Annotated in this window: 28 protein-coding genes and 2 pseudogenes; 20 read left to right on the top strand and 10 right to left on the bottom strand. The window is 69.1% G+C overall.

Features of this window, described 5'->3' with window-relative positions:
- Together E5198_RS11000 and E5198_RS10995 are read right to left on the bottom strand one after the other, a co-directional pair.
- A pseudogene (locus E5198_RS11000) lies at window positions 1-216 on the bottom strand (DNA-protecting protein DprA); the annotation flags it as partial.
- A 100-nt stretch (window positions 217-316) separates the two neighbouring features.
- Entirely contained in the window at window positions 317-1339 is a 1023-nt protein-coding gene (locus tag E5198_RS10995) for a LysM peptidoglycan-binding domain-containing protein (RefSeq protein ID WP_136490043.1), read from the bottom strand.
- A gap of 140 nt (window positions 1340-1479) precedes the next feature.
- Between E5198_RS10995 and def the strand changes: the two genes are divergently transcribed.
- From def to E5198_RS22350, 9 genes and pseudogenes are all read left to right on the top strand, one after another.
- Entirely contained in the window at window positions 1480-1989 is a 510-nt protein-coding gene (def, locus tag E5198_RS10990) for a peptide deformylase (protein ID WP_136490042.1), read from the top strand.
- Between the two features lie 50 nt (window positions 1990-2039).
- Window positions 2040-2981 (top strand): methionyl-tRNA formyltransferase, encoded by a 942-nt coding sequence (gene fmt, locus E5198_RS10985; protein WP_136490041.1) that lies wholly within the window; start codon window positions 2040-2042, stop codon window positions 2979-2981.
- A complete protein-coding gene (rsmB, locus tag E5198_RS10980) occupies window positions 2981-4318 on the top strand; it encodes a 16S rRNA (cytosine(967)-C(5))-methyltransferase RsmB (protein ID WP_136490040.1) in 1338 nt (445 codons plus the stop codon). Before fmt ends, rsmB begins: the two co-directional genes overlap by 1 nt.
- Window positions 4315-5688, top strand: coding sequence for a Trk system potassium transporter TrkA (gene trkA, locus E5198_RS10975; RefSeq protein ID WP_136490039.1), 1374 nt, complete (start codon window positions 4315-4317; stop codon window positions 5686-5688). The genes rsmB and trkA overlap by 4 nt, the downstream gene beginning before the upstream one ends.
- A 57-nt stretch (window positions 5689-5745) precedes the next feature.
- The gene (locus E5198_RS10970; protein ID WP_136490038.1) at window positions 5746-7197 is read left to right on the top strand and encodes a TrkH family potassium uptake protein; all 1452 of its coding nucleotides are present in this window, start codon (window positions 5746-5748) and stop codon (window positions 7195-7197) included.
- Window positions 7198-7279: 82 nt separating this feature from the next.
- Window positions 7280-7603, top strand: a complete 324-nt coding sequence (locus E5198_RS10965) for a tetratricopeptide repeat protein (RefSeq protein ID WP_136490037.1) — start codon at window positions 7280-7282, stop codon at window positions 7601-7603.
- Between the two features lie 30 nt (window positions 7604-7633).
- Window positions 7634-7987 (top strand): YkgJ family cysteine cluster protein, encoded by a 354-nt coding sequence (locus E5198_RS10960; RefSeq protein WP_136490036.1) that lies wholly within the window; start codon window positions 7634-7636, stop codon window positions 7985-7987.
- Between the two features lie 128 nt (window positions 7988-8115).
- Window positions 8116-8706, top strand: a pseudogene (locus E5198_RS22355) (MCP four helix bundle domain-containing protein); the annotation flags it as partial.
- A 66-nt stretch (window positions 8707-8772) separates the two neighbouring features.
- On the top strand, window positions 8773-9831 hold the full coding sequence (locus E5198_RS22350; RefSeq protein ID WP_372239877.1) for a methyl-accepting chemotaxis protein: 1059 nt from the start codon (window positions 8773-8775) through the stop codon (window positions 9829-9831).
- Between the two features lie 107 nt (window positions 9832-9938).
- On the opposite strand, the gene E5198_RS10950 is transcribed toward E5198_RS22350, so the two are convergent.
- Together E5198_RS10950 and E5198_RS10945 are read right to left on the bottom strand one after the other, a co-directional pair.
- On the bottom strand, window positions 9939-10205 hold the full coding sequence (locus E5198_RS10950; protein ID WP_136490034.1) for a PilZ domain-containing protein: 267 nt from the start codon (window positions 10203-10205) through the stop codon (window positions 9939-9941).
- A 106-nt stretch (window positions 10206-10311) separates the two neighbouring features.
- Entirely contained in the window at window positions 10312-11199 is an 888-nt protein-coding gene (locus E5198_RS10945; protein ID WP_136490033.1) for a lysophospholipid acyltransferase, read from the bottom strand.
- A 205-nt stretch (window positions 11200-11404) separates the two neighbouring features.
- Between E5198_RS10945 and glyQ the strand changes: the two genes are divergently transcribed.
- The 11 genes from glyQ to E5198_RS10890 all read left to right on the top strand — a co-directional run bounded on the left by glyQ (window position 11405) and on the right by E5198_RS10890 (window position 20758).
- Entirely contained in the window at window positions 11405-12373 is a 969-nt protein-coding gene (gene glyQ, locus E5198_RS10940) for a glycine--tRNA ligase subunit alpha (RefSeq protein WP_136490032.1), read from the top strand.
- A complete protein-coding gene (glyS, locus tag E5198_RS10935) occupies window positions 12370-14424 on the top strand; it encodes a glycine--tRNA ligase subunit beta (protein ID WP_136490031.1) in 2055 nt (684 codons plus the stop codon). The genes glyQ and glyS overlap by 4 nt, the downstream gene beginning before the upstream one ends.
- Before the next feature lie 189 nt (window positions 14425-14613).
- On the top strand, window positions 14614-15159 hold the full coding sequence (gene gmhB, locus E5198_RS10930; RefSeq protein ID WP_136490030.1) for a D-glycero-beta-D-manno-heptose 1,7-bisphosphate 7-phosphatase: 546 nt from the start codon (window positions 14614-14616) through the stop codon (window positions 15157-15159).
- A complete protein-coding gene (locus tag E5198_RS10925) occupies window positions 15156-15890 on the top strand; it encodes a 1-acyl-sn-glycerol-3-phosphate acyltransferase (protein WP_136490029.1) in 735 nt (244 codons plus the stop codon). Before gmhB ends, E5198_RS10925 begins: the two co-directional genes overlap by 4 nt.
- 69 nt (window positions 15891-15959) lie before the next feature.
- A complete protein-coding gene (locus tag E5198_RS10920; RefSeq protein ID WP_136490028.1) occupies window positions 15960-17081 on the top strand; it encodes a PilT/PilU family type 4a pilus ATPase in 1122 nt (373 codons plus the stop codon).
- A gap of 139 nt (window positions 17082-17220) precedes the next feature.
- A complete protein-coding gene (locus E5198_RS10915; RefSeq protein ID WP_136490027.1) occupies window positions 17221-18396 on the top strand; it encodes a Fic family protein in 1176 nt (391 codons plus the stop codon).
- A 103-nt stretch (window positions 18397-18499) separates the two neighbouring features.
- Complete coding sequence (locus E5198_RS10910) at window positions 18500-18982, top strand: GNAT family N-acetyltransferase (protein WP_136490026.1); 483 nt, start codon at window positions 18500-18502, stop codon at window positions 18980-18982.
- Between the two features lie 85 nt (window positions 18983-19067).
- A complete protein-coding gene (locus E5198_RS10905; RefSeq protein ID WP_136490025.1) occupies window positions 19068-19430 on the top strand; it encodes a hypothetical protein in 363 nt (120 codons plus the stop codon).
- A gap of 13 nt (window positions 19431-19443) precedes the next feature.
- Entirely contained in the window at window positions 19444-19932 is a 489-nt protein-coding gene (locus E5198_RS10900; protein WP_136490024.1) for a hypothetical protein, read from the top strand.
- 6 nt (window positions 19933-19938) lie between these two features.
- Window positions 19939-20436, top strand: coding sequence for a rod shape-determining protein (locus E5198_RS10895; RefSeq protein ID WP_136490023.1), 498 nt, complete (start codon window positions 19939-19941; stop codon window positions 20434-20436).
- A 16-nt stretch (window positions 20437-20452) separates the two neighbouring features.
- A complete protein-coding gene (locus tag E5198_RS10890) occupies window positions 20453-20758 on the top strand; it encodes a hypothetical protein (protein ID WP_136490022.1) in 306 nt (101 codons plus the stop codon).
- Between the two features lie 126 nt (window positions 20759-20884).
- On the opposite strand, the gene E5198_RS10885 is transcribed toward E5198_RS10890, so the two are convergent.
- Genes E5198_RS10885 through E5198_RS10860 form a run of 6 tightly spaced genes read right to left on the bottom strand, consistent with a single transcriptional unit; the run spans window position 20885 to window position 25561 of the window.
- Window positions 20885-21109 carry a 4-oxalocrotonate tautomerase gene (locus tag E5198_RS10885; protein ID WP_256659053.1) on the bottom strand — a complete coding sequence of 75 codons (225 nt, stop codon included), beginning with the start codon at window positions 21107-21109 and terminating at the stop codon, window positions 20885-20887.
- 23 nt (window positions 21110-21132) lie between these two features.
- Entirely contained in the window at window positions 21133-21927 is a 795-nt protein-coding gene (gene dmpH / locus E5198_RS10880) for a 2-oxo-3-hexenedioate decarboxylase (protein ID WP_136490020.1), read from the bottom strand.
- On the bottom strand, window positions 21924-22964 hold the full coding sequence (dmpG, locus tag E5198_RS10875) for a 4-hydroxy-2-oxovalerate aldolase (RefSeq protein WP_136490019.1): 1041 nt from the start codon (window positions 22962-22964) through the stop codon (window positions 21924-21926). The genes dmpH and dmpG overlap by 4 nt, the downstream gene beginning before the upstream one ends.
- Before the next feature lie 13 nt (window positions 22965-22977).
- Window positions 22978-23901, bottom strand: coding sequence for an acetaldehyde dehydrogenase (acetylating) (locus E5198_RS10870; RefSeq protein WP_136490018.1), 924 nt, complete (start codon window positions 23899-23901; stop codon window positions 22978-22980).
- A 14-nt stretch (window positions 23902-23915) separates the two neighbouring features.
- Window positions 23916-24698 (bottom strand): 2-oxopent-4-enoate hydratase, encoded by a 783-nt coding sequence (dmpE, locus tag E5198_RS10865; RefSeq protein WP_136490017.1) that lies wholly within the window; start codon window positions 24696-24698, stop codon window positions 23916-23918.
- Window positions 24695-25561, bottom strand: coding sequence for an alpha/beta fold hydrolase (locus E5198_RS10860; RefSeq protein WP_136490016.1), 867 nt, complete (start codon window positions 25559-25561; stop codon window positions 24695-24697). Before E5198_RS10860 ends, dmpE begins: the two co-directional genes overlap by 4 nt.
- Window positions 25562-25566: the final 5 nt, after the last annotated feature.

Genomic DNA, 25566 nt, shown 5'->3' with positions numbered 1-25566 from the left:
GGCCTGCTCGCGCACCAGCGGGCTGCGCCGCGCCTCGGCGGCCTCCGCCGGCAGGCCGAGGGCGCGCCAGGCGGCTGCAGGAGCGGAGAGGGCGGCACTGGCCGAGCCGAAGGTGCTGATCAGCAGGCGGAAGCGCCGCGGACCGATCGCCGGCAGGCCGTGCAGGCGCAGGCGGGCTTCCAGTTCGGCCGGGGGCAGGGCGGCGGGGTAGGGCATGGCGATCATCCTTGATCGACGGCAGGACATCGGCCGGCGCGCATCCTGCGTCAGGCCAGAAACGCGAAGCCCCCGCAGGCGGGGGCTTCGTTCACGACGCTCAGGGGTTGCGCACCTTGTCGAGCACCGCCAGCGAACGGGTGGCGTTGAGCACCAGGCCATAGCTGAGCTTGTCGTAGGTACGGAACACCATCAGCAGGCCGGAGCGCTCGTCGGGGATCTTCACGCTCTCGCCGGTGATGCGGTCGCGCACCGTCTCGCCGGTCTTGTAGATCGCCAGCACGTTGCCTTCGGCGAGGCCGTCGCGGCGGCCCTTGTTGAGGGTGACCACGTCGAGCTGACCGACCTGGGTCACGCCGCGCGGCACGTCGAGGATCACCCCGTCGATCGGCTCGCTCGGCTCGCTGGGCACGAAGGTGGAGCTGATCGAGCGCTCCTCGGTGGGCAGCAGGCGGTCGCCCAGGCGCACTTCCTGGGTGGTACGGGTGAGGGCCAGGGTAGCGATGTCGCCTTCCTCGGCCACCACGTCGCCGCCGCCGATGTAGTCGGCGTTGATGCCGAGCACTTCCTTGGTCTGCGGGTCGCTGTAGGCCTTGCCCTGACGGTACAGGCCGTAGGCCTGCTCGCCGGTGAAGGCGCCGCGGGCATAGATGCGGTCGCCGGCGCCGCTGACCACGCGCTCGGCGTTGCCGGCCACCACGTAGGGCGCCTGGGACAGCTCGAGGTCGCTGTCGACGATGCGGTTGCTGAGCAGGAAGCTGTTGATCTTTTCCAGCGGGATGGTCGGGATCGCCTCGGCCATCGGCGTGCTGCGCACGTGCGGCGACAGCTTGACGGTGCCGCGCGAGGCGCCGCGGTCGAGGACGATGCGCGGCTGGCCGTCGACCCAGGTCAGGCTCAGCACGTCGCCCGGGTAGATCAGATGCGGATTCTGCACCTGCGGGTTGGCCTGCCAGATCTCCGGCCACTTCCACGGCTGGCGCAGGAACTTGCCGGAGATATCCCACAGGGTATCGCCGCGCGCCACCGTGTAGGTCTGCGGATGGCCGTCCCTGAGCTGGACCTCGGCCTGCGCCAGACCGCCAGCCGCCAGCAGCAGCAGGGCGACTAATGATTTCCTCATGAGGTGAATCCCTTTATCATGTGCCGACACGGGAAACGTGCGCCGGCCGGCGAAATACGCGGCCTCAAGCCGTTTTTCGAGCTGCCGGGCATCTTATCAGCCGGTTTTCGATTTATTCCACAAGTGCATCACAAACGCATATGGCGATCCTGAACATTCTCGAGTTCCCCGATCCGCGCCTGCGCACCCTCGCCAAGCCGGTGGAGGTGGTCGACGACGCCCTGCGCCAGCTGATCGACGACATGTTCGAGACCATGTACGCCGCCCCCGGCATCGGCCTGGCGGCGACCCAGGTCAACGTGCACAAGCGCCTGGTGGTGATGGACCTGTCCGAGGACAAGAGCGCGCCGCGGGTGTTCATCAACCCCGAACTGGAAATGCTCACCGACGACCTCGGCCCCTACCAGGAAGGCTGCCTCTCCGTCCCCGGCTTCTACGAGAACGTCGACCGTCCGCTCAAGGTGCGCATCAGGGCGCTGGACCGCGACGGCCAGCCGTTCGAGGAGATCGCCGAGGGCCTGCTCGCCGTGTGCATCCAGCACGAGTGCGACCACCTCAACGGCAAGCTGTTCGTCGACTACCTGTCCGGCCTCAAGCGCGACCGCATCAAGAAGAAGCTGGAAAAACAGCATCGCCTGCAGCACAACTGATTCACCGGAAGGCTTGCCCGCGGCAAGCCTTTTTTCTTGAGCGAGAGCCCATGAGCCAGCCCCTGCGCATCGTCTTCGCCGGTACCCCGGAATTCGCCGCCGTCCACCTCCAGGCCCTGCTCGACGCGGGCCTGACGCCGGTGGCGGTGTACACCCAGCCCGACCGCCCGGCCGGCCGCGGCCAGAAGCTGATGGCCAGCCCGGTCAAGCAGCTGGCAGCCACGCACGGCATCCCCGTCCTGCAGCCGCAGACCCTGCGCGATGCGGCGGCGCAGGCCGAGCTGGCAGCGCTGCAGCCCGACCTACTGGTGGTGGTGGCCTACGGCCTGATCCTGCCGCAGGCGGTGCTCGACATCCCGCCTCTCGGCTGCATCAACAGCCACGCCTCCCTGCTGCCGCGCTGGCGCGGCGCCGCGCCGATCCAGCGCGCAGTGCAGGCCGGCGATGCCGAGAGCGGCGTCACCGTGATGCGCATGGAGGCCGGCCTCGACACCGGGCCGATGCTGCTCAAGGCCACCACGCCGATCGCCGACGACGACACCGGCGGCAGCCTGCACGACCGCCTGGCCACGCTGGGCGCCGCGGCGGTGGTCGCGGCCATCCCGCAGCTGGCCGCCGGCACCCTGCACGGCGAGGTGCAGGACGACGCCCTGGCCACCTACGCCCACAAGCTCAACAAGGACGAGGCGCGCCTCGACTGGAGCCATCCGGCCGTGGAGCTGGAACGTCTGGTGCGCGCCTTCAATCCCTGGCCGGTCTGCCACACCACCCTCGGCGAGGCCGCGCTCAAGGTCTATGCCGCCGAAGTCGCCGAAGGGCAGGGCGCGCCCGGCACCATCCTCGCCGCCGGCCGCGACGGCCTCGTCGTCGCCTGCGGCCAGGGCGCGCTGCGCCTGACCCGCCTGCAGCTGCCGGGCGGCAAGCCGCTGGGCTTTGCCGACCTGTACAACAGCCGCCGCGAGCAGTTCGCCGCCGGCCAGGTGCTGGCCTGATGGCCGTCAACCCGCGGCTGGCCGCCGCCCGCGCCCTCGGCGCCGTGCTCGCCGGCAAGGCCTCGCTGGGCAGCGCCCTGCCGGCGCAGCTGGACAAGGTCGAGCCGCGCGACCGCGGCCTGACCCAGGAGCTGGCCTTCGGCACCGCGCGCTGGCAGCCGCGTCTGTCCCTGCTCGCCGACAAGCTGCTGCAGAAGCCGTTCAAGGCCGCCGACACGGATCTCGAGGCGCTGCTGCTGGTCGGCCTGTACCAGCTGCTGTACACGCGCATCCCCGCCCACGCGGCGATCGGCGAGACGGTCGGCTGTGTCGACAAGCTGAAGAAGTCCTCGGCCAAGGGTCTGATCAACGCCGTGCTGCGCCGCGCCCAGCGCGAGGGCGAGGCGCTGCTCGCCGAACTGGAGCGCGACCCGGCGGCGCGCACCGCCCATCCGCGCTGGCTGCAGAAGGCGCTCAAGGCGCACTGGCCGGCGGACTGGGAAGCCATCTGCGCCGCCAACAACAGCCATCCGCCGCTGACCCTGCGGGTCAACCGCCGCCACGGCAGCCGTGACGCCTACCTGGCCGAGCTGGCCGCCACCGGCATCGCCGCACGCGCCTGTCCGTTCAGCACGGATGGCGTGCAGCTGGCCACGCCCTGCGACGTCACCACCCTGCCGGGCTTCGCCGAGGGCCGGGTCAGCGTGCAGGACGAGGCCGCCCAGCTGGCCGCCGACCTGCTCGAGCTGGCGCCCAACCTGCGCGTGCTGGATGCCTGTTGCGCGCCCGGCGGCAAGACCTGCCACCTGCTGGAGGCCGAGCCCTCGCTCAGCGTCACTGCCGTCGACCTGGAGGAGAGCCGCCTGGTGCGCGTGCGCGAGAACCTCGCCCGCCTCGGGCTCGACGCCAGGCTGGTCGCCGCCGACGCCCGCGCCGTCGGCCAGTGGTGGGACGGCAAGCCGTTCCAGCGCATCCTGCTCGACGCGCCCTGCTCGGCGACCGGGGTGATCCGCCGCCACCCGGACATCAAGCTGACCCGCCAGCAAGGCGACATCGCCGCGCTGGCCGCCCTGCAGGGCGAGCTGCTCGACGCCCTGTGGCCGACCCTCGAGGTCGGCGGCGTGCTGCTCTACGCCACCTGCTCGAGCCTGCCGACCGAGAACACCGAGGTGATCGGCGCCTTCCTCGCCCGCACCCCCGGCGCGCGCGAGCTGGACATCCCCGGCCCGTTCGGCGTCAGGCAGCCGCACGGCCGCCAGTTGCTGGCCCAGGTCGACGGCCACGACGGTTTCTACTACGCCAAGCTGATCAAGATCGCCGCCGCCCCCGCGCGCGCGCAAGGAGCAGTCACCGGATGAAGATCATCATTCTCGGCGCGGGACAGGTCGGCGGCAGCCTGGCCGAACACCTGGCCAGCGAGGCCAACGACATCACCGTGGTCGACACCGACGGCGACCGCCTGCGCGACCTGGGCGACCGCCTGGACATCCGCACCATCCAGGGCAAGGGCTCCTACCCGACGGTGCTGCGCCAGGCCGGCGCCGACGACGCCGACATGCTGGTGGCGGTGACCAACAGCGACGAGTCGAACATGATCGCCTGCCAGGTCGCCTACACCCTGTTCAACACGCCGACCAAGATCGCCCGGGTGCGCGAGGCGGCCTACCTGACCCGCGCCGGCCTGTTCGCCAACGAGGCGATCCCGGTCGACGTGCTGATCAGCCCCGAGCAGGTGGTGACCAACTACATCCGCCGGCTGATCGAGTACCCCGGCGCCCTGCAGGTGCTCGACTTCGCCGAGGGCAAGGCGCAGCTGGTCGGCGTGCGCGCCTACTACGGCGGCCCGCTGGTCGGCCAGCAGCTCAAGCAGATCCGCGAGCACATGCCGACCATCGACGCCCGGGTGGCGGCCATCTACCGCCGCGACCGCGCCATCCTGCCGCAGGGCGACACGGTGATCGAGGCCGACGACGAGGTGTTCTTCATCGCCGCGCGCAGCCACATCCGCGCGGTGATGAGCGAGCTGCGGCGCATCGACGACGGCTACCGCAAGGTGGTGATCGCCGGCGGCGGGCACATCGGCGAGCGCCTGGCCGAGGCCATCGAGACCCGCTACCAGGTCAAGATCATCGAGATGAACGCAGCGCGCTGCCGCTACCTGTCCGACACCCTGGAAAGCACCATCGTCCTGCAGGGTAGCGCCAGCGACCGCGACCTGCTGGTCGAGGAGAACATCGCCGAGGCCGACCTGTTCCTCGCCCTGACCAACGACGACGAGGCCAACATCATGTCCTCGCTGCTGGCCAAGCGCCTCGGCGCGCGCAAGGTGATGAGCCTGATCAGCAACCCGGCCTACGTCGACCTGATCCAGGGCGGCGAGATCGACATCGCCATCAGCCCGCAGCAGGCCACCATCGGCACCCTGCTGACCCACGTGCGCCGCGGCGACATAGTCGCGGTGCACTCGCTGCGCCGTGGCGCCGCCGAGGCGATCGAGGCCATCGCCCACGGCGACGCGCGCTCGAGCAAGGTGGTCGGCCGCCGGGTCGCCGACGTGCCGCTGCCGCCGGGCACCACCATCGGCGCCATCGTCCGCGACGAGGAAGTGCTGATCGCCCACGGCGAGACGCGCATCGAGTCGGGCGACCACGTGCTGCTGTTCCTCGTCGACAAGAAGCACATCCGCGACGTCGAGCGCCTGTTCCAGGCCGGCCTGACCTTCTTCTGAGCCCGGGTCGGCTGCGCCTGCGGGCGCGGCCGGCTCCGCTGCCGCACGGACCGCCCCATGCACTACGCCGTCATCTCCCGCATCCTCGGCCTGCTGCTGATGATCTTCAGCGTCACCCACCTGCCGCCCATGCTGCTCGGCGTGCACGACGGCGACGACACCTGGCGCAGCTTCGTCTGGTCGTTCGCCATTACCCTGGTCACCGGCACGCTGATCTGGTTCCCCAACCGCGAGGCCCACGGCGAACTGCGCGTGCGCGACGGCTACCTGATCACCGCGCTGTTCTGGTTCGTCCTCGGCGCCTTCGGCGCCATCCCCTTCCTGCTCGGCGAGCGACCGGCGATGGACGCCGCCGACGCGCTGTTCGAGGCCTTCTCCGGCCTCAGCACCACCGGCGCCACCGTGCTCACCGGCCTCGACGCGCTGCCGCGCTCGATCCTCTACTACCGCCAGCAGCTGCAGTGGCTGGGCGGCATGGGCATCGTGGTGCTCGCCGTGGCGGTGATGCCGATGCTCGGCATCGGCGGCATGCAGCTGTACCGCGCCGAGATGCCCGGGCCGCTGAAGGACAACAAGCTGTCACCGCGCATCGCCGACACCGCCAAGACCCTGTGGCTGATCTACTGCGGGCTGACCGCCCTCTGCGCGCTGGCCTACTGGATTGCCGGCATGAGCCCGTTCGACGCCATCGGCCACAGCTTCGCCACCATCGCCATCGGCGGCTTCTCCACCCACGACGCCAGCATCGCCTTCTTCGACAGCGCGCTGATCGAGGCCATCTGCATCTTCTTCATGGCCGCCTCGGGGATGAACTTCGCCCTGCACTTCCTCGCCCTGCGCAGCCGCTCGCTGAAGGCCTACCTGCGCGACCCCGAGTGCATGACCTACCTCAGGCTGCTGGCCGCGGTATTCGTCATCACCACCGCGCTGCTGCTGGTCTACAGCCACCACGACGACCCGCTCGACTCGATCCGCTTCGCCGCCTTCCAGGTGGTCTCGGTGTTCACCACCACCGGCTTCGGCGTCGACGACTTCAGCGTGTGGCCGAGCTTCCTGCCGTTCCTGCTGATCTATACCACCTTCATCGGCGCCTGCGCCGGCTCCACCGGCGGCGGCATGAAGGTGATGCGCGCCATGCTGGTGGTGCGCCAGGGCCAGCGCGAGATCCAGCGCCTGCTGCACCCCAGCGGCGTGTTCGGGGTGAAGATGGGCCGGCGCAAGGTGCCCGACCGGGTGATCGAGTCGGTATGGGGCTTCTGCGCCATGTACATGGTGACCTTCTTCGGCCTGATGCTGCTGCTGCTCGGCACCGGCCTCGACCCGATCACCGCCTTCTCCAGCCTGGCCTCGTGCATGAACAACCTCGGCCCGGCGCTGGGCGACGCCGCCGCCCACTACGCCAATCTGCCGGACAGCGCCAAGCTGCTGCTCAGCGTGGCGATGATCCTCGGCCGTCTCGAGGTGTTCTCGCTGATCGTGTTGCTGTCGCCGGCGTTCTGGCGCTACTGAGGCGCGCTCGGCTAGGCTGGACGACCACAACGCGTCGCCCACCAGCGGCGGCGCAATCTCCACCCACTGCAGGGGAACGCCCATGACCACCGTCGCCGCCCTGGAAAGACTGCTGGCCGCCGGCCACGACAACGCCCTGCTGCGCTTCGGCCTGGGCAACGCCCACCTGGATGCCGGCGACGCCGTCCAGGCGCTGCCCCACCTGCAGCGCTGCGTGGAATTCGATCCCGGCTACTCGGCGGCCTGGAAACTGCTGGGCAAGGCCCATGCGGCGCTCGGCGCCACGGACGCGGCGCGCGCCGCCTGGCAGCAGGGCCTGGAAGCCGCCCGCACCCGCGGCGACAAGCAGGCGGAGAAGGAGATGACGGTGTTCCTGAAGAAGCTGGACAAGCCGCGTGCCGGCTAGAGCCCCGGCGACGGCACGAGGAGGCCGCCGATGAGCTGCACCGGCCGCACGATAGACCGCCTGCGTCGGCAGATCCCCGGCTTCGCCTGCGAGCCCGGCTGCCACGACTGCTGCGGGCCGGTCACCGCCTCCTCCGAGGAGATGTCGCGCCTGCCGGTGAAAAGCGTCGCCGCGCATGACGCGGCGCTGGCCGACTGGAACTGCGTGCACCTCGGCCCGCAGGGCTGCGAGGTGTACGACGAACGCCCGCTGATCTGCCGCCTGTTCGGCACCACGGCGAGCCTGCCCTGCCCGCGCGGCCGCGGACCGGCGACACCCACCCCGGCGCAGGTCGAGCAGCAGGTCCACGAGCTGATCGCCAGCACCCGCCAGGTGCTGGTCTAGCACCGGCGCGTCCTCAAGCGCTTGATGGCGCCCTCGACCACAGCGTCGGCATCCAGCCGTCACGGCCCGCCGGACCGTGGCGGCCGCTCTTCTGCGCACACTCCGCCCTTGCGTGCACAAACCTATGCATGGATATTGTACAGTACGCACAACTTGTACAACTTAGCCTGTCCCAGCGGAGTTCCACAATGCCGGCCTCTACCAGAAGAAGACTCAGCATCGGCCAGCGTCTGGCCCTCGGCTTCGCCGTCATCCTGGCGATGATGGTGCTGCTCACCCTGATCGGCGTGAATCGCGTGGGAGGGATCAGGAACAGCCTGGTCGCCATCAACGAGGAGCACAGCGTCAAGCAGCGCCAGGCGATCAACTTCCGCGGCAGCGTGCACGACCGCGCCATCGCCCTGCGTGACGTGGTGCTGGCCCGCTCGACCGCCGAGCAGCAGGCCGCCCTCGCCGAGATCCAGCGCCTGGCCGACAACTATGCCGAGGCGCAACGCGTGCTCGACGGCCTGCTGCAGAAGAGCAGCGGCGTGCTGCAGCAGGAACGCGAGCTGGCCGCGGCGATCCGCGAGGTCGAGCAGCGCACCCTGCCGCTGGCCAGTGCGGTGATCGCCGCCCAGCAGGGCGGCCGGCCGGACGAGGCCCGCACCCTGCTGCTCGAACGGGCAGCACCGGCCTTCAGCGACTGGCTGGCCAGCATCAACGCCTTCATCGACCTGCAGGAAGGCGAGATCCGCCGCGACTCGCAGCAGGCCACCGCGATCGCCTTGAGCTTCTCCTGGCTGATGATCATCCTCTGCAGCGCGGCCCTGCTCTGCGGCGTGCTGCTGGCCGTCCTGATCACCCGGCGCCTGCTGGCCCAGCTGGGCGCCGAACCGGACGAGGTGCGCGAACTGGCTGCCGCCATCGGTCGCGGCGAACTGGCCGTCGGCGGCCAGCCCCGCGGGCATACCGACAGCATCCTGGCCGCCCTGCTGGCGATGGCCGCCCAGTTGCAGGACACCGTGGCGCGGGTGCGCCGGTCGGCCGATGCGGTGTCGGTCGGCAGCACGCAGATCTCCCGGCATGGCGACGAGCTGAGCGAGCGCTCCGAGCAGCAGGTCAGCGCGCTGACCGCTACCGCCGCCGCCATGGAAGAGCTCGGCGCCACCGTGCGCCTGAACGCCGACAACGCCCGCCAGGCCGACCGGCTGGCCGCCTCGGCCGCCAGCGTGGCCAACCGCGGCGGCGAGCTGATGCAGGCGGTGGTGGCGACCATGGGCGACATCAACAGCCGCTCGCGGCAGGTCGCCGACATCGTGGCGATCATCGACGGCATCGCCTTCCAGACCAACATCCTCGCCCTCAACGCCTCGGTCGAGGCGGCGCGGGCCGGCGAGGAGGGCCGCGGCTTCGCCGTGGTGGCCAACGAGGTACGCCATCTGGCCCAGCGCAGCGCGGAGGCCGCCCGGGACATCAAGGCGCTGATCGGCGAAACCCTGCAGAGCGTCGAGCGCGGCGCCGGGCTGGTCGACGACGCCGGGCACACCACCGCCGAGATCGTCACCGCCATCGCCCGCGTCTCGCAGATCATGAGCGAGATCAGCACCGCCAGCCACGAGCAGAGCACGGCAGTCGAGCAGGTCAGCCGCGCGGTGGTCGACATGGACCAGACGACTCAGGTCAACCGCCTGCTGGTCACCGACAGCGCCCAGGCCGCGCACAGCCTGCAGCAGCAGGCCGAGGCGCTGGCCGCGGCGATGGCGGTGTTCCGCCTCGACAGCCAGGCCGACGCCCCGCACGTGCCGGCCCCTGCGGCGCTGCCGGCAGCGCACGCCGCCCGCGCGCCGAGCCCGGCATTCTGAAGCGCCCCGGCTGCCGCACCATGCGCTGCAACAGCGACGCCGCTGCCCCTGGACGGGGCAGTGGCGTCGTTCATTACCGCGTGGCGCCCGGCAGTCCGAGCGCGGCTTCAGTCGCCGACGAAAACCAGCGCCACGCCGCCGCTCTCGCAGCGCAGCACACGCATGTGCACCAGCGGGGCCTCTCCCGGCAGGCCCTGGACCTGACCGCAGACCAGCTCGCCGGGCTGCATGAGGCCCCGGGGCTCGTCGAGCAGCACGAACACCCCGCCATCGGAGATGTCGCGGGTGATGACCTGCAACCTGCCATGCTGCGGATGCTCGATGCACAGCGGAACCTTCATCGGTGTGCGCACATGCACGCGACGGTTTTCCATGTTCGGGATCGTCCTGTCTGCGGGGGAGAGCTCAGACGCTACTGGCTATGCGCCAGCGCGGCAAGCCCGGGCGGTTTCAGTACCAGCGCGGCAAGCCCGGGCGGTTTCAGTACCAGCGCTGCTCGCCCTCCGGGCGCTTCTTGAAGCGCTTCATGCTCCACATGTACTGGCTCGGCCAGCGCCGCACGTAGCCCTCGATCATCCGGCTCATCGCCGCCACGCCGACCTCGGGGTCCTTGCTGTACATGTCCTCCGGCGCCGCCTCGAGGATCACCTTGAAGCCGCTGCCGTCCTCCAGGCGGATCGCATGCAGGAACACGCCGACCGCCTTGTGTCCAGCCAGCATGCCCGGCACGAACTTGCTGGTCAGCGCCTGCACGGCGAAGAACGGCACGAAGATGCCGCTGCCTTCGCTCGGCTCCGGGTCGGCGGGAATGCCCACCGCGCCGCCGCGGCGCACTTCCTTGATCACGCTGAGGATGCCCTCCTTGGTCGACGGCGCCACGCGGTTGCCCATCTGCACGCGCTGGCGCTGCAGCAGCTCGTCCACCGCCTTCTGCTTGGGCGGGCGGTAGAAGATGATCGGCTTGCACTGGTTGCAGTAGAAGTGGTTGAGCACCTCCCAGTTGCCCAGGTGGCTGGTGATGCCGACCACGCCCTTGCCGCTGGCCAGCGCCGCCTCCAGCACCTCGAGGCCCTCGACCTCCTTGACCAGCGCCAGCGACTTCTGCGCCGGCCAGATCCACGCGCAGGCGCTCTCGGTGAAGGTCTTGCCGATGTCCTTCAGGGTGCGTCCGAGCAGCGCCTCGCGCTCGGCGGCGCCCAGTTCGGGAAAGCACCTGGCCTGGTTGATGCGCACCACCTCGCGCGAGCGGTTGGGCAGCTTCCACAGCAGCCAGCCGATCGCCGCGCCGAGGCGCTGCACGGCGGACCAGGGCAGGGCGGCGACCAGCCGCAGCGCGCCCACCACCAGGGCGCCTTTGATCTTCTCCACGGGATTCTCCGGCGGTTGGATTGAGCGGGCATTGTACCCCGCGGCCCGCGGCCTGGTTCCGCCTGCCGGCGAATTGGCGGGCGATGTTCCACGTGGAACATATCAACCGGCGAGCTGCGCACGCCGCACAACACGCGCCCCCTCCACGGCTTTCGCCATCGGTTATACTCGCCGGCTTTACGCAAGCCTCAGAACAGGTGATTTCGTGAGCCAGACTACGCCTGCCGTGCGCACCTTCCAGGACCTGATCCTCGCCCTGCAAAGCTACTGGGCGGAGCAGGGCTGCGTGGTATTGCAGCCCTACGACATGGAAATGGGCGCCGGCACCTTCCACACCGCCACCTTCCTGCGCGCCATCGGTCCCGAGACCTGGAACGCCGCCTACGTACAGCCCTCGCGCCGCCCGGCCGACGGCCGCTACGGCGAGAACCCCAACCGCCTGCAGCACTACTACCAGTTCCAGGTGGTGCTCAAGCCGAACCCGGACAACATCCAGGACCTCTACCTCGGCTCGCTGCGCGCCATCGGCATCGACCCGCTGGTCCACGACATCCGCTTCGTCGAGGACAACTGGGAATCGCCGACCCTCGGCGCCTGGGGCCTGGGCTGGGAAGTCTGGCTCAACGGCATGGAAGTCACCCAGTTCACCTACTTCCAGCAGGTCGGCGGCGTCGAGTGCTACCCGGTGACCGGCGAGATCACCTACGGCCTGGAGCGCCTGGCCATGTACCTGCAGGGCGTCGACTCGGTGTACGACCTGGTGTGGACCGACGGCCCGTTCGGCAAGGTCACCTACGGCGACGTGTTCCACCAGAACGAGGTGGAGCAGTCCACCTACAACTTCGAGCACGCCAACGTCGACAAGCTGTTCGAGCTGTTCGACTTCTACGAAGCCGAGGCCAACCGCCTGATGGCCCTCGAGCTGCCGCTGCCGACCTACGAGATGGTGGTCAAGGCCTCGCACACCTTCAACCTGCTCGACGCCCGCCGCGCCATCTCGGTGACCGCGCGCCAGCAGTACATCCTGCGCGTGCGCACCCTGGCCCGCGCCGTGGCGCAGAGCTACCTGATCGCGCGCGCCAAGCTCGGCTTCCCGATGGCCACCCCTGCTCTTCGTGATGAAGTGCTTATGCGTGACGAAATACAGGCCAAGCTGAAGGAGGCCGCGGAATGAGTGCACAAGATTTTCTGGTCGAACTGGGCACCGAAGAGCTGCCCCCCAAGGCGCTGAAATCCCTGGCCGAGGCGTTCCTCGCCGGCGTCGAGAAGGGCCTCAAGGCCGCCGGCCTCGGCTACGCCAAGGCGCGCTACTACGCCGCGCCGCGCCGCCTGGCGATCCTCGTCGAGCAGCTGGCCACCCAGCAGCCGGACCGCGAAGTGCGTCTGGACGGCCCGCCGGTGCAGGCCGCCTTCGACAAGGACGGCCAGCCGACCCAGGCCGCCCTGGGCTTCGCCAAGAAGTGCGGCGTCGATCTGGAGCAGGTCGACACCAGCGGCCCGAAGCTGAAGTTCGTGCAGAGCATCGCCGGCCAGCCGGCCACCAGCCTGCTGCCGGGCATCGTCGAGGCTTCGCTGAACGAGCTGCCGATTCCCAAGCGCATGCGCTGGGCGGCGCGCCGCGAGGAGTTCGTGCGTCCCACGCAGTGGCTGGTGATGCTGCTGGGTGAGCAGGTGGTCGACTGCACCATCCTCACCCAGCAGGCCGGTCGCGTGTCGCGCGGCCACCGCTTCCACGCCAACCACGAGGTGCGCATCAGCAACCCGGCCAGCTACGCCGAGGACCTGCGCAGCGCCTACGTGATCGCCGACTTCGCCGAGCGCCGCGCGCTGATCGACGCCCGCGTCGCCGAGCTGGCCAGCGAGCAGAACGGCAAGGCCATCGTGCCGCCGGCGCTGCTGGACGAGGTGACCGCGCTGGTCGAGTGGCCGGTGCCGCTGGTCTGCTCGTTCGAGGAACGCTTCCTCGAGGTGCCGCAGGAGGCACTGATCGCCACCATGCAGGACAACCAGAAGTACTTCTGCCTGGTCGACGAAGGCGGCAAGCTGCTGCCGCGCTTCATCACCGTGGCCAACATCGAGTCGAAGGACCCGGCGCAGATCGTCGCCGGCAACGAGAAGGTGGTGCGCCCGCGCCTGACCGACGCCGAGTTCTTCTTCAAGCAGGACAAGAAGCACGCCCTCGAAGACAACAACCAGCGCCTGGCCAACGTGGTGTTCCAGGCCCAGCTGGGCAGCGTGTTCGACAAGGCTAAACGAGTTTCCGAACTCGCCGCCTTTATCGCCGCGCGCATCGGCGGCGACGCCGAGCGCGCCGCGCGCGCCGGCCTGCTGTCCAAGTGCGACCTGGCCAGCGAGATGGTCGGCGAGTTCCCGGAGATGCAGGGCATCGCAGGCTACTACTACGCCCTGCACGACGGCGAGCCGGCCGACGTGGCCCTGGCGCTCAACGAGCAGTACATGCCGCGCGGCGCCGGCGCCGAGCTGCCGTCCACCCTGACCGGTGCCGCCGTGGCGGTGGCCGACAAGCTGGACACCCTGGTCGGCATCTTCGGCATCGGTATGCTGCCCACCGGCTCCAAGGACCCCTACGCCCTGCGCCGCGCGGCGCTGGGCGTGCTGCGCATCCTGATCGAGAAGCAGCTGGATCTGGACCTGGTGCAGGCGGTGGCCTTCGCCGTCGAGCAGTACGGCGACAAGGTCAAGGCCGACGGCCTGGCCGCCCAGGTGCTCGACTTCGTGTTCGACCGCCTGCGCGCCCGCTACGAGGACGAGGGCGTCGAGGTGGCCGTGTACCAGGCGGTGCGCGCCCTGGCGCCGAGTGCGCCGCTGGACTTCGACCAGCGCGTGCAGGCCGTGCAGGCGTTCCGCCAGCTGGCCGAGGCCGCCACCCTGGCCGCTGCCAACAAGCGCGTGTCCAACATCCTCGCCAAGGCCGAAGGCGAAGTGCCGCGCGAGGTCAGCAGCAGCCTGCTGATCGAGCCGGCCGAGCAGACCCTGGCCCTGGCGGTCAGCCAGGCCGCCGAGGCGGTCGCCCCGCTGGCCGCGGCGCGCAACTACAACGCCGTGCTGCAGCGCCTGGCCGCCCTGCGCGCGCCGGTGGATGCGTTCTTCGAGGAAGTGCTGGTCAACGCCGACGACGCCGCGGTGCGCGCCAACCGCTACGCGCTGCTGGCCCAGCTGCGCGGCCTGTTCCTCGGCGTGGCGGACATCTCGCTGCTGGGCTGACCGCCCCTGTGGATAACGGCTCCGGCCGTTATCCACAGATACCGGATTGCCGGCCCTGTGGATCTTGCCTCTGCTTCTGTTCCACAGGGCCCAAGCGTAGGGTGGACAACGGCGCAGCCTTGTCCACCATCCATCCCGGTGGAAAATCGCGGCGCGAGTTTTCCACCCTACGCCCTTGAAACCGCCCTTATGAAACTGCTGATTCTCGACCGCGACGGGGTCATCAACGAGGACTCCGACGCCTACATCAAGTCCGTTGCCGAATGGATCCCGATCCCCGGCTCGATCGCCGCGATCGCCCGGCTGAGCCTGGCCGGCTGGACCGTGGCGGTGGCCACCAACCAGTCGGGCCTGGCGCGCGGCTACTACGACGAGGCCACCCTCGAGGCCATGCACGCGCGCCTGCGCCAGCTGGTGGCCGAGCAGGGTGGCGAACTCGGCCTGATCGTCCACTGCCCGCACGGCCCGGACGAGGGCTGCGAATGCCGCAAGCCGCTGCCCGGCCTGCTGGTGCAGATCGCCGAACACTACGACGTCGCCCTCGACGGCGTCTGGTTCGTCGGCGACAGCCCCGGCGACATCGCCGCCGCCCAGGCGGTGGCCTGCCAGCCGGTGCTGGTGCGCAGCGGCAAGGGCGAGCGCACCCTGGCCAGGGGCGTGCCGGAAGGCGTCAAGGTGTTCGACAACCTGGCGGCCGTGGCCGCCCATCTGCTGGCCGGGGAGGCCGCCCGATGACCCTGCGTACCGCCCTGTTCTATTTCCTGCTCGGCCTGAGCACCGTGATCTGGTGCATCCTCAGCCTGCTGATCGCCACCTGGCTGCCGCAGAAGGCCCGCTACGAGTTCATCGCCCGCACCTGGTGCCGCTTCGCCGTGTGGCTGACCCGGGTGATGCTCGGCATCGACTACCGCCTCGAAGGACTGGAGAACATCCCCCGGCAGCCGTGCGTGATCCTCGCCAAGCACCAGAGCGCCTGGGAAACCTTCTTCCTCACCGCCCACTTCGCACCGCTGACCCAGGTGCTCAAGCAGGAGCTGCTGCGCATCCCGTTCTACGGCTGGGCGTTCAAGCTGCTCAAGCCGATCGGCATCGACCGCAGCAACCCCAAGCAGGCGCTCAAGCAGGTGGCCAGCGTCGGTCTCGAACGCCTGCAGCAGGGCAACTGGCTGCTGATCTTCCCGGAAGGCACGCGCATTCCGGCCGGCGAGATGGGCAAGTTCTCGCGCAGCGGCGCCTCGGTGGCGGTGGCCGCCGGCGTGCCGGTGCTGCCGGTGGCGCACAACGCCGGCGAGTGCTGGCCGCGCGACGGCTGGCAGCGCCATCCGGGCACGGTCAGCGTGGTGTTCGGCCCGGCCCTGTACGCCGAGGGCGAAGGCCCGCGCGCGGTGGCCGACCTCAACCAGCGCGCCGAGACCTGGATCGGCGAGACCATGCAGAAGATCAACGGCACGGCGCGCGCCCGATAGGGCAGACTGGAGGCCTGGCGCCGGCCCGGGCCGGCCCCACATTCCTTCCCGATTCAGGAGGCAAGCGGCATGGATGTGTTTCGTTACCTGCACCTGATGGTCGAGCAGGGCGGTTCCGACCTGTTCTTCAGCGTCGGCGCACCGCCGCAGCTCAAGCGCGAGGGCCAGAGCCTGCCGATCGGCAAGGCGCCGCTGCCGCCCGGCTCCGTGCAGCAACTGGCCTACCAGATCATGAGCCAGAAGCAGATCGCCGAGTTCGAACGCGATCTGGAGATGAACCTGGCCATCGGCCTGGAAGGCGCCGGACGCTTCCGCGCCAACGTCTACTACCAGCGTGGCGAAGTCTCGATGGTGGTGCGCCACATCAAGAGCCAGATTCCCGGCATCGAGGAGCTCGGCCTGCCGAAGAAGCTCGAGGAGCTGATCATGCTCGACCGCGGCCTGATCCTGGTGGTCGGCGCCGCCGGTTCCGGCAAGTCGACCACCCTGGCGTCGATGATCGACCTGCGCAACCGCTCGCGCGGCGGCCACATCGTCTGCATCGAGGATCCCATCGAGTTCCTCCACCAGCACCAGCGCTCGATCGTCGACCAGCGCGAGGTGGGCCTCGACACCCGCAGCTTCGAGCAGGCGCTGCTCAACGTGCTGCGCGAGTCGCCGGACGTGATCATGATCGGCGAGATCCGCGACCGCGACGCCATGCAGCACGCCCTGCACTACAGCGAGACCGGCCACCTGTGCATCGCCACCCTGCACGCCACCAACACCACCCAGGCCATCGAGCGCATCTGCAACTTCTTCCCCAAGGAGGCGCGCCAGCAGGTGCTCGGCGACCTGGCGCTCAACCTGCAGGCGATCGTCGGCCAGCGCCTGGTGCCGGGGCGCGAGGCCAAGCGCGTCGCCGCCGTCGAGCTGCTGCTGAAGACCCCCTACATCGCCGACCTGATCCAGCGTGACCAGCTCGACGACATCAAGGCCGCCATCGGTCGCGGCCAGGAACTCGGCCTGCAGACCTTCGATCAGCATCTCTATGCCCTGGTGCAGGCCGGACGCATCAGCCTCGACGAGGCCCTGCGCCACGCCGACTCGCGCACCGACCTGACCCTGCGCGCCAAGCTCGCCCGCGGCTTCCACGCCGAGGACGCCGAGCTCAAGGTGATGCGCGACTCCGAGCTGCACATCACGCCCTGATCCGCCGACCGCCGGACGCCGTCGCACGGCGCCCGGCGGCATGCGCGGAACTTGAACGAAAGCACGTCCGTCCTCGCCCGCCCTCCGCGCCATTTGGTTAACATGCCCGCTGCTCTCGCGCGCAAACAGGGTATCGCGGATGAAAGAACCAGCAGACCTCGAGTGGAAAGGCCTCCCGACCGAGGCGGCCAGCGACCGTTTCCTTCCCCCCGAAACCGGTGGCAGCTGGGACGACCAGGCGGTGCCGCAGCTGCGCCTGGCCGATCTCGACGCCGACGCACTGGCCGATTTCCAGCGGCGCAGCGGCGCAGCGGAGGAGAGCGGCGCCGTGCTGCTCGAGCAGCTGCAGCTGTTCCACCTCAAGCGCGCCGCCGTGCTGCTGTTCCATGCCGAGCCGGAAAAACTGGTCGGCGGCGCCTACGTCCGCGTCGGCCGCTTCGACCGCGAGCAGGGCCTGGTCGAGCAGCACGCCATCGGCGGCCCGCTGTTCGCCCAGTTCGAGCACGCCCTGGCGCTGCTGGAGGCGCACCTGCGGCATGACCCCGACGGGCAGCCTCGCGCGCCGGCGGCCTGGCCGCTGCCGCTGGCGGCGCTGCGCGAGGCGCTGCTCAACGCCCTGGTGCACAAGGACTACGCCAGCGGCATCCCCATCCAGATCCGCCTGCACGACGACCGCATCAGCCTGTGGAACCCCGCGCGCCTGCCGCATGGCTGGAGCGTCGCCAGTCTGCGCACCCGTCACCTGTCGCGCCCCGGCAACCCGGACATCGCCAGCGCCTTCCAGCGCGCCGGGCTGATCGAGGCCTGGGGTCTGGGCATCGACCGTCTGCTCGGCGCCTGCCGCGTCCACGGCGTGGTCGAACCACTGCTGCGCCATGAGCAGGACGGCCTGTGGCTGGAGTTCGCCTATACCCGTGCGCTGCCGCGCCAGTACCCGCGTTCCGCGGCCTCGCGGACTTTTTCCATGCCGACAGGCGAAGTGAAAAGTGCTGTAGCAGGTGAAGTAGCAGGTCATGTTACAGGTGAAGATGCAGGTGAAGTCGACATACATGCTGCAGACGAAGAAAGAAGTTATGTTGCAGGTCATGTCACCAGTGAAGTCCGCCGCCTGATCGGCGTCTGCGACGGGGTGATGAGCCGCAAGGCCCTGCAGGACGCCCTCGGCCTGAAGAGCGACGCCAACTTCCGCACCCTGTATCTGGTGCCGGCGCTGGAGGCCGGGCTGATCGAGATGACCATTCCCGACAAGCCCAAGAGCAGCCGCCAGCAATACCGGCTGTCCGCCGCCGGCCAGGCCTTGCGCCAGCAGAAATGATCTCCCCCCGGCTGTGGACAACAACTGTCCACAGCCAGAAGTTTGACGCTTCAGCGCAAGCCGTCGAACCACTTTTCCACAGCCCATCTACCAAGAGTTCAGGATGAACACCGATCTCGATTTCCGCCCGGTCCGCGACGCCGACCTGCCCGCCATCTGCAGCTTTGCCCGGAGTGCCGAGGAGCTGTACTACCTCGCCCCGCGCGCCCGCTTCCCGCTCGACGTCGAACAGCTGGCCGCCAGCATCGCCCAGCGCAGCGATTCCAGCGTGGTGTGCCGCGGCGAAAAGGTGCTGGCTTTCGCCAACATCTACAGGCGCGAGGAGGGCGCCTGCTGGGTCGGCAACGTCGCGGTGGCAGCGCAGGCACGGCGCCAGGGCGTGGCGGGCTTCCTGATGCAACGGATGGCCCGGCTGGCCGCCGAGCGCCACGGCGCCCGCGAGCTGCGCGTGTCCTGCTTCAACCCCAACACCGCCGCCCTGCGCCTGTACGCCCGCCTCGGCTACACGCCCTTCGCCCTCGAGGAGCGCCAGGGTCCGCAGCAGCAACCGATCATGCTGATCCACCTGCGTCTGCCGCTGACCTGAGCACACGCCCTGCCAACCGGCGCGCAGAACGCGCCGGCCGGCTCAGCCAGAATGCCGCTCCCGCCTACGACAAACGGACTTGTCCATGCGCAACCTGCTCCTGCTGCTCGCCCTGTGCGGTGGCGGTTACCAGGCCTGGGAGCACTACTCCCAGCCCGCCCGCGAGACCAATGTCCCGCTGCACGCCGAGCCCTACCTGGCGGTCTACGGCCGCACCGCCTGCGGCTACACCCAGGCCACCCTGCGCCAGCTCAACCAGGCCGGCATCCGCTACCGGTTCCACTCGGTCGACGAGCCGGCAGTGGCCGACCTGCTGCACCGGCGCATGCAGAACGCCGGTCTGGAGGTACGCCGCTACCTGCTGCCGGTGGTCGATCTGAACAACGCCCTCACGGTGCATCCGGACAACGGCGAGCTGGTGGCGCAGGCGCGTCAGCAGCTGCGCTAAGCAGGAAACAGCCATGCTGCCGAAGCATCCGCTGGCCCGCCTGTTGTGCAAGCTGAGCCTGCTACCGTTCGCCTGGTTCGCCTTCTTGTTCTGGTTCGAGAACTTCGCCATCTGGGGGACTCGGGCCAGCATCGACTCGCCCGCCGGCGGAACGACCGCCCACCTACTGAGCCTGATCCACGAAAGCAGCAAGCCCGGCCATGCGCCCTACGGCCTGCACCTGTACCTCGCCCCGACGTGGCTGCCGCTGCCGCAGCACTTCGGCGAGCTGGCCTTTGCCGGCTACTGCAAGGGCGAGGCGGCCATCGCCTGGCAGGCGGCAGACCGGCTGGTCCTCCGCTGCGATGCTCGCAAGATCAGGACGCCGCCGACCAGCCGGCGCGGCATCCGCGTCGAGCTCGACAGTCGGCCCCAGCCAGCGCCTGCGCCACCTCCAGCCGTTCGCCAGGTGCAAGAGATGCTGCACCTGTCGAATCCCGACTCGCCCACTTCCAGCCGATAAACCAGCATGCTCAACCTTTTCCGCAACACCCTCTATATCCGCCTGCAGGCCGACCTGCTGCGCGTCCTTCACGTGGAGTCCGGCAAGAGCTTCAGCGAGGCGCCAGTGCTGGCCCTGCGTACCGAAGAGCGCGGCAAGCGCGTGCCGCTGGCCATCGGCAACGAAGCACTGGCCCTGCGCGGCCGCAACGGCGTCGAGCTGGCCAACGGTTTCCGTCATCCGCGCACCCTGCTGGCCGACTTCGCGGTGGCGGAGAAGACCCTGCAGTTGCTGCTGAAAAGGGTCCAGCCGCCCGCCCTGCTGCGCCCAAGGCCAACGGTGGTCCTGCAGCTGCTGGAGCATCTAGAGGGCGGCCTGACTGTGATCGAAACCCGCGGTTTCTACGAGCTGCTGTCGGTCGCAGGAGCGCGCAAGGTGTACATCTGGACCGGCCGGGAACTGCAACGCCACGAACTCGAGCACCTGCAGTTTCCCGAAGCTGGCGGCAACCTGCTCTGGCCATGAGCCCGTGGAGACCACCATGCAGATCGAACTCCACCGCCAGCGCGGTTACTTCGCAAGCTCGATGGCACTGGACGTCCTCGCCGATGGCCGCAAGCTTGCCACGCTGTGCGGCGGCCAGCGCTGTCACCTGGCGCTGCCCGAGCAGGGCGCCGTTCTACAGGTGACAATGGGCATGTTTTCCAGCCCGCCGCTGCAGATAACCCCGGATGATCGCGAACGGCTCTTCGCCTGTGGCGGTGCATGGTGGCTGTGGCTGGACGTCGCCTCTCTCTGCTACTTGCCGCCGCTGGCGCAGCGCACACTGTTCCTGCGCCCGGCCTGAATGGTTCCACGTGGAACATCCACTAGCGGCAGGCTCACCGCAGCACCTGTTCCACGTGGAACACACCGCGCAGAAACGACAAAGCCCGGCGAGCCGGGCTTTGCTGAAAGCAGGGCAGGGGCGCGCTCAGCGGCGCACCTTGCTGGCCGGCTCGCCGCCGATGCCCCAGTGATCCTTGGGCACCTCGGTGATCAGCACCCGCACGCGATCCAGCGGCGAGTCGAGGGTGCGCGCCAGCGCCTCGCTGACCTCGCGGATCATCGCTTCCTTCTGTTCCGCGCTGCGGCCTTCCATGATGTGCACATGGGCAATCGGCATGAGACGGTTCCTCGCGAAAAAGTCCCCGGCCAGCGGCCGGGGCAACAGGGGTGAACTCAGACGAAGCGCGCGGACACGCTGCCCAGGCCCTGATAGCGCACGGTGACGTTGTCGCCCGGCTCCACCGCCACCGCGGCGGTAATGCCGCCGGTCATGATGAAGGTGCCGGCCGGGATGTGCTCGCCGCGCTCGGCCAGCAGGTTGGCCAGCATGGCCACGCTGGACAGCGGATGACCGAGCACCGCGGCGCCGGCGCCGACTTCCACCACCTCGCCGTTCTTCTCCATCACCACGCCGAGGGTGCGCAGGTCGACGTCCTCGAGGTTGGCCATCTGGCCGCCGGTGATGTAGCGGGTCGAGGAGGCGTTATCGGCCACCACGCTGATCAGGTCGAACTTGAAGTTCTCGTAGCGCGAGTCGATCACCTCGACGGTGGGGATCACGTAGTCGATCGCCGCGATCACGTCGCCGATGTGGCAGCCCGGGCCCTGCAGCGGGGCCTTGGTGACCACGGAGATTTCCGCCTCGATCTTCGGGTGGATCAGCTTGGAGCAGTCCACCACGCCGCCGTCCGGCACGCTGAAGTAGTCGGAGAGGAAGCCGTAGATCGGCGTCTCCACGCCCATCTGCGCCATCTTCGCCCAGGAGGTCAGGCCCATCTTCAGGCCGACGGTCTTGTTGCCGCGGGCCTCCTTGCGGCGACGGATCTCCCACTGGATGTCGTAGGCGTCGGCGAAGGTCATCTGCGGGTAGTCGTTGGTGATCTTCGGAATGTCGTGGACATTCAGCTCGGCGCCTTCGACGTGCTCGGCCAGGGCCAGCACCTGTTCGCGGGTCAGGGTACGGTTCATGCGGTCACCTTCTGGGTCTGGCGGGCCTTGGCCATGTCGAGGGCCAGGTCTTCGATCATGTCTTCCTGGCCGCCGACGGTACCGCGGCGGCCGAGTTCTACGAGGATGTCGCGGGCCGGCACGCCGTACTTCTTCTCGGCGCGCTGGGCGAACAGCAGGAACGAGCTGTACACGCCGGCGTAGCCCAGGGTCAGGGCATCGCGGTCGACGCGGATCGGCTGGTCCATCAGCGGCACCACCAGGTCCTCGGCGACGTCCATGATCTTGTACAGGTCGATGCCGGTCTCGGCGCCCATGCGCTTGAGCACCGCGCACAGCACCTCCAGCGGGGTGTTGCCGGCGCCGGCGCCGAGGCCCGCGACCGAGCCGTCGATGCGCACCGCACCGGCCTCGATGGCGGCCAGCGAGTTGGCGATGGCCATGCCCATGTTGTGGTGGCCGTGGAAGCCGATCTGGGTGGCCGGGTTGAGCTCGGCGCGCAGCAGGCCGATCTTCTGGCTGACCTCGTCGGGCAGCATGTAGCCGGCCGAGTCGGTGCAGTAGATGCAGTTGGCGCCGTAGCTTTCCATCAGGCGGGCCTGCTCCAGCACCTTCTCCGGGCTGGCCATGTGCGCCATCATCAGGAAGCCGACGGTGTCGACGCCCATCTTCGCCGCCATGCCGATGTGCTGCTCGGAGACATCGGCCTCGGTGCAGTGGGTGGCGACGCGGATGGTCGACACGCCGCAGTCCACCGCCATCTTCAGGTGGTCGACGGTGCCGATGCCCGGCAGCAGCAGGGCGGAGACCTTGGCCTGCTTGAGCTGGGGGATCACCGCGCTGAGGTACTCCTCGTCGCTGTGCGCCGGGAAGCCGTAGTTGATCGAGCGCCCGCCGAGGCCGTCGCCGTGGGTGATCTCGATCAGCGGCATGCCGGCGGCGTCGAGGCCGGTGGCCACGGCGACCATCTGCTCGAGGCTGATCTGGTGGCGCTTGGCGTGCATGCCGTCGCGCAGGCTCATGTCGTGCAGGGTGACTTGCTTGCCTTGCAGATTCATCGTGCTATTCCCCTCAGGCCAGTGCAGCTTCGCGGCTCGGCAGTTGGATGGTGCCGGCGGCGATTTCCTCGGCGAACATCTCGGCGGTGCGCAGACCGGCGGCGGTCATGATGTCCAGGTTGCCGGCGTACTTGGGCAGGTAGTCGCCCAGGCCCTCGACCTCCATGAAGATCGACACGCGGTTGCCGTCGAACACCGGGCCGTTCTTCAGGCGGTAGCCCGGCACGTACTTCTGCACCTCGGCGAGCATGGCGTGCACGGAGGCGGTGATGGCATCGCGGTCCGGCTCGCTCTCGGTCAGGCAGTGGATGGTGTCGCGCATCATCAGCGGCGGCTCGGCCGGGTTGATGATGATGATCGCCTTGCCTTCCTTCGCGCCGCCGACCTTCTCGATGGCGCCGGCGGTGGTGCGGGTGAACTCGTCGATGTTCTTGCGGGTGCCCGGGCCGACCGAACGCGAGGACACGGTGGCGACGATCTCGCCGTAGGCCACCGGCTGCACGCGGGATACCGCGGCGACCATCGGGATGGTCGCCTGGCCACCGCAGGTGACCATGTTGACGTTCATCTCCAGCTTGCCGACGTGCTCCTTGAGGTTCACCGGCGGCACGCAGAACGGACCGATGGCGGCCGGGGTCAGGTCGATCATCAGCACGCCCAGCTCGTTGAGCTTGCGGCTGTTCTCGGCGTGGGCGTAGGCGCTGGTGGCGTCGAAGGCGACGCGGATGTCGTCTTCGATGACGTGCGGCAGCAGGCCGTCGACGCCCTCGCAGGTGGTCTTCAAGCCGAACTCGCGGGCGCGCTTGAGGCCGTCGGACTCGGGGTCGATGCCGACCATCCATACCGGCTCGATCCACTCCGAGCGCAGCATCTTCATCACCAGGTCGGTGCCGATATTGCCCGGGCCGATGATCGCGGCTTTCAGTTTCTTGCTCATGTTCAGGCTCCTGATCAGACGAAGCGCACGCTGGCGCTGCCGATGCCGCCGATGTCGACGCGCATGAAGTCGCCGGCCTTGACCGGCTCCAGCGGCACCAGCGAGCCGGAGAGGATCACCTCGCCGGCCTTCAGGCCGATGCCGAAGTGGCCGAGGGTGTTGGCCAGCCAGGCAACGCAGTTGACCGGCGAGCCCAGCGCGGCGGCGCCGGCGCCGGTGCTGATCTGCTGGCCGTTCTTCTCCACCACCATGCCGCAGGTGACCAGGTCGACCTGGCGCGGGGAGACGGCGTTGTCGCCGAGGATGAACAGGCCGCAGGAGGCGTTGTCGGCGACGGTGTCCTGGATCTTGATCTTCCAGTCCTGGATGCGCGAATCGACCACCTCGAAGCAGGGGATCACGCACTCGGTGGCGGCCAGCACGTCGGCGTTGGTGATGCCGGGGCCCATCAGGTCCTTCTTGAGGATGAAGGCGATCTCGCCCTCCGCCTTGGGCTGGATCAGGCGGTCGCTGATCGGCATGGTCGCGCCGCTGCTGAACACCATGGCGTCGGTCAGGTAGCCGAAGTCCGGCTGGTTGACGCCGAGCATGGTCTGCACCGCCTTGCTGGTCAGGCCGATCTTCTTGCCGATGATCCGCTCGCCGGCGGCCAGGCGGCGCTCGAGCATGCGCAGGGAGATCTGGTAGGCGTCGTCGATGGTCAGGTCATAGCGGCTGGTCAGCGGGGCGACGGCCTCGCGGCTCTGCATGGCCTGGTAGAGCTCGTCGCCGAGCTGTTGGATCAGTTCTTGGTTCATGCGCATTTTTCCTGAAGGTTGGCGGCGGCATCGGCCTCGGCGAGGAAGTCCTCGACCAGGCGGGCGAAGCGGCCGGCGTGTTCGATCTGGGTCCAGTGGCCGCAGTGGCCGAAGACGTGCAGCTGGCTGTTGGGGATCAGCTCGGCCAGGCGCAGCGAGGCCTCGAGCGGGATGATCCGGTCCTCGCGGCCATGGATGACCAGCGCCTGGTGGGGCAGGGCGCGGATGTCCGCCTCGTCGCTGGCCAGGTCGTCGACGCCGTTCTGCCGCGGCGGCGGGAACATGGCGGCGAACGACTCCTGGAAGCCCGGGCGGATGCTGGCCTGGTAGCGCAGCTCGGCCAGCTCGTCGTTAACCAGATTGCGGTCGTAGGCGAACAGGTCGAGCAGCTGGCGCATGTTGGCCTGCGACGGCGTGTAGCCCCAGGCGGTCTCCAGTCCCTGGGTGATCGGGAAGGACACCCCGACGCTGCCCATCAGCACCAGCCGGCGCACCCGCTCGGGGTGGCGGATGGCCAGGGCCAGCGCCAGGCCGCCGCCGAACGAGTTGCCGACGATGTCGGCCTGCTCGATGCCGAGGGCGTCGAGCACGCCGATGGCATGCTCGACCCAGCGCTGCTGGCTGTACTGCGCATCGGCCGGGCGCTCGCTGTAGCCGAAGCCGAGCATGTCCGGAGCGATCACCCGGCGCTTCTGCGCCAGCTGCGGGATGATCCCGCGCCAGTTGGCCCAGGCGGTGACGCCCGGGCCGGAGCCGTGGATCAGCAGGACCGGGAAGCCTTCGCCCTGCTCATGCAGGTTGGTGCGGTAGCCGGCGGCGACGATCTCGCGGCCGATTTCCGGGCTCTGTACGGGCTGGTTCATGACTG

This window comes from Pseudomonas sp. A-1 (genome assembly GCF_004801855.1).
Taxonomy (GTDB): domain Bacteria; phylum Pseudomonadota; class Gammaproteobacteria; order Pseudomonadales; family Pseudomonadaceae; genus Geopseudomonas.
Note: the sequence above shows the minus strand (reverse complement) of the source record. Positions and strands in the feature narration are given on the sequence as shown.

What these genes read in the sequence shown, in the direction of transcription:
- E5198_RS10890 (WP_136490022.1), top strand. Translation starts at nt 20,453, where the DNA reads ATGCAGATCGAACTCCACCGCCAGCGCGGTTACTTCGCAAGCTCGATG.
- def (WP_136490042.1), top strand. Translation starts at nt 1,480, where the DNA reads ATGGCGATCCTGAACATTCTCGAGTTCCCCGATCCGCGCCTGCGCACC.
- E5198_RS10950 (WP_136490034.1), bottom strand. Translation starts at nt 10,205, where the DNA reads ATGGAAAACCGTCGCGTGCATGTGCGCACACCGATGAAGGTTCCGCTG.
- E5198_RS10905 (WP_136490025.1), top strand. Translation starts at nt 19,068, where the DNA reads ATGCGCAACCTGCTCCTGCTGCTCGCCCTGTGCGGTGGCGGTTACCAG.
- dmpG (WP_136490019.1), bottom strand. Translation starts at nt 22,964, where the DNA reads ATGAATCTGCAAGGCAAGCAAGTCACCCTGCACGACATGAGCCTGCGC.
- E5198_RS10995 (WP_136490043.1), bottom strand. Translation starts at nt 1,339, where the DNA reads ATGAGGAAATCATTAGTCGCCCTGCTGCTGCTGGCGGCTGGCGGTCTG.
- E5198_RS10965 (WP_136490037.1), top strand. Translation starts at nt 7,280, where the DNA reads ATGACCACCGTCGCCGCCCTGGAAAGACTGCTGGCCGCCGGCCACGAC.
- E5198_RS10910 (WP_136490026.1), top strand. Translation starts at nt 18,500, where the DNA reads ATGAACACCGATCTCGATTTCCGCCCGGTCCGCGACGCCGACCTGCCC.
- dmpH (WP_136490020.1), bottom strand. Translation starts at nt 21,927, where the DNA reads ATGAACCGTACCCTGACCCGCGAACAGGTGCTGGCCCTGGCCGAGCAC.
- E5198_RS10895 (WP_136490023.1), top strand. Translation starts at nt 19,939, where the DNA reads ATGCTCAACCTTTTCCGCAACACCCTCTATATCCGCCTGCAGGCCGAC.
- glyS (WP_136490031.1), top strand. Translation starts at nt 12,370, where the DNA reads ATGAGTGCACAAGATTTTCTGGTCGAACTGGGCACCGAAGAGCTGCCC.
- E5198_RS10960 (WP_136490036.1), top strand. Translation starts at nt 7,634, where the DNA reads ATGAGCTGCACCGGCCGCACGATAGACCGCCTGCGTCGGCAGATCCCC.
- E5198_RS10925 (WP_136490029.1), top strand. Translation starts at nt 15,156, where the DNA reads ATGACCCTGCGTACCGCCCTGTTCTATTTCCTGCTCGGCCTGAGCACC.
- E5198_RS22350 (WP_372239877.1), top strand. Translation starts at nt 8,773, where the DNA reads ATGATCATCCTCTGCAGCGCGGCCCTGCTCTGCGGCGTGCTGCTGGCC.
- dmpE (WP_136490017.1), bottom strand. Translation starts at nt 24,698, where the DNA reads ATGAACCAAGAACTGATCCAACAGCTCGGCGACGAGCTCTACCAGGCC.
- E5198_RS10900 (WP_136490024.1), top strand. Translation starts at nt 19,444, where the DNA reads ATGCTGCCGAAGCATCCGCTGGCCCGCCTGTTGTGCAAGCTGAGCCTG.
- rsmB (WP_136490040.1), top strand. Translation starts at nt 2,981, where the DNA reads ATGGCCGTCAACCCGCGGCTGGCCGCCGCCCGCGCCCTCGGCGCCGTG.
- E5198_RS10970 (WP_136490038.1), top strand. Translation starts at nt 5,746, where the DNA reads ATGCACTACGCCGTCATCTCCCGCATCCTCGGCCTGCTGCTGATGATC.
- trkA (WP_136490039.1), top strand. Translation starts at nt 4,315, where the DNA reads ATGAAGATCATCATTCTCGGCGCGGGACAGGTCGGCGGCAGCCTGGCC.
- E5198_RS10920 (WP_136490028.1), top strand. Translation starts at nt 15,960, where the DNA reads ATGGATGTGTTTCGTTACCTGCACCTGATGGTCGAGCAGGGCGGTTCC.
- E5198_RS10915 (WP_136490027.1), top strand. Translation starts at nt 17,221, where the DNA reads ATGAAAGAACCAGCAGACCTCGAGTGGAAAGGCCTCCCGACCGAGGCG.
- E5198_RS10870 (WP_136490018.1), bottom strand. Translation starts at nt 23,901, where the DNA reads ATGAGCAAGAAACTGAAAGCCGCGATCATCGGCCCGGGCAATATCGGC.
- gmhB (WP_136490030.1), top strand. Translation starts at nt 14,614, where the DNA reads ATGAAACTGCTGATTCTCGACCGCGACGGGGTCATCAACGAGGACTCC.
- E5198_RS10860 (WP_136490016.1), bottom strand. Translation starts at nt 25,561, where the DNA reads ATGAACCAGCCCGTACAGAGCCCGGAAATCGGCCGCGAGATCGTCGCC.
- fmt (WP_136490041.1), top strand. Translation starts at nt 2,040, where the DNA reads ATGAGCCAGCCCCTGCGCATCGTCTTCGCCGGTACCCCGGAATTCGCC.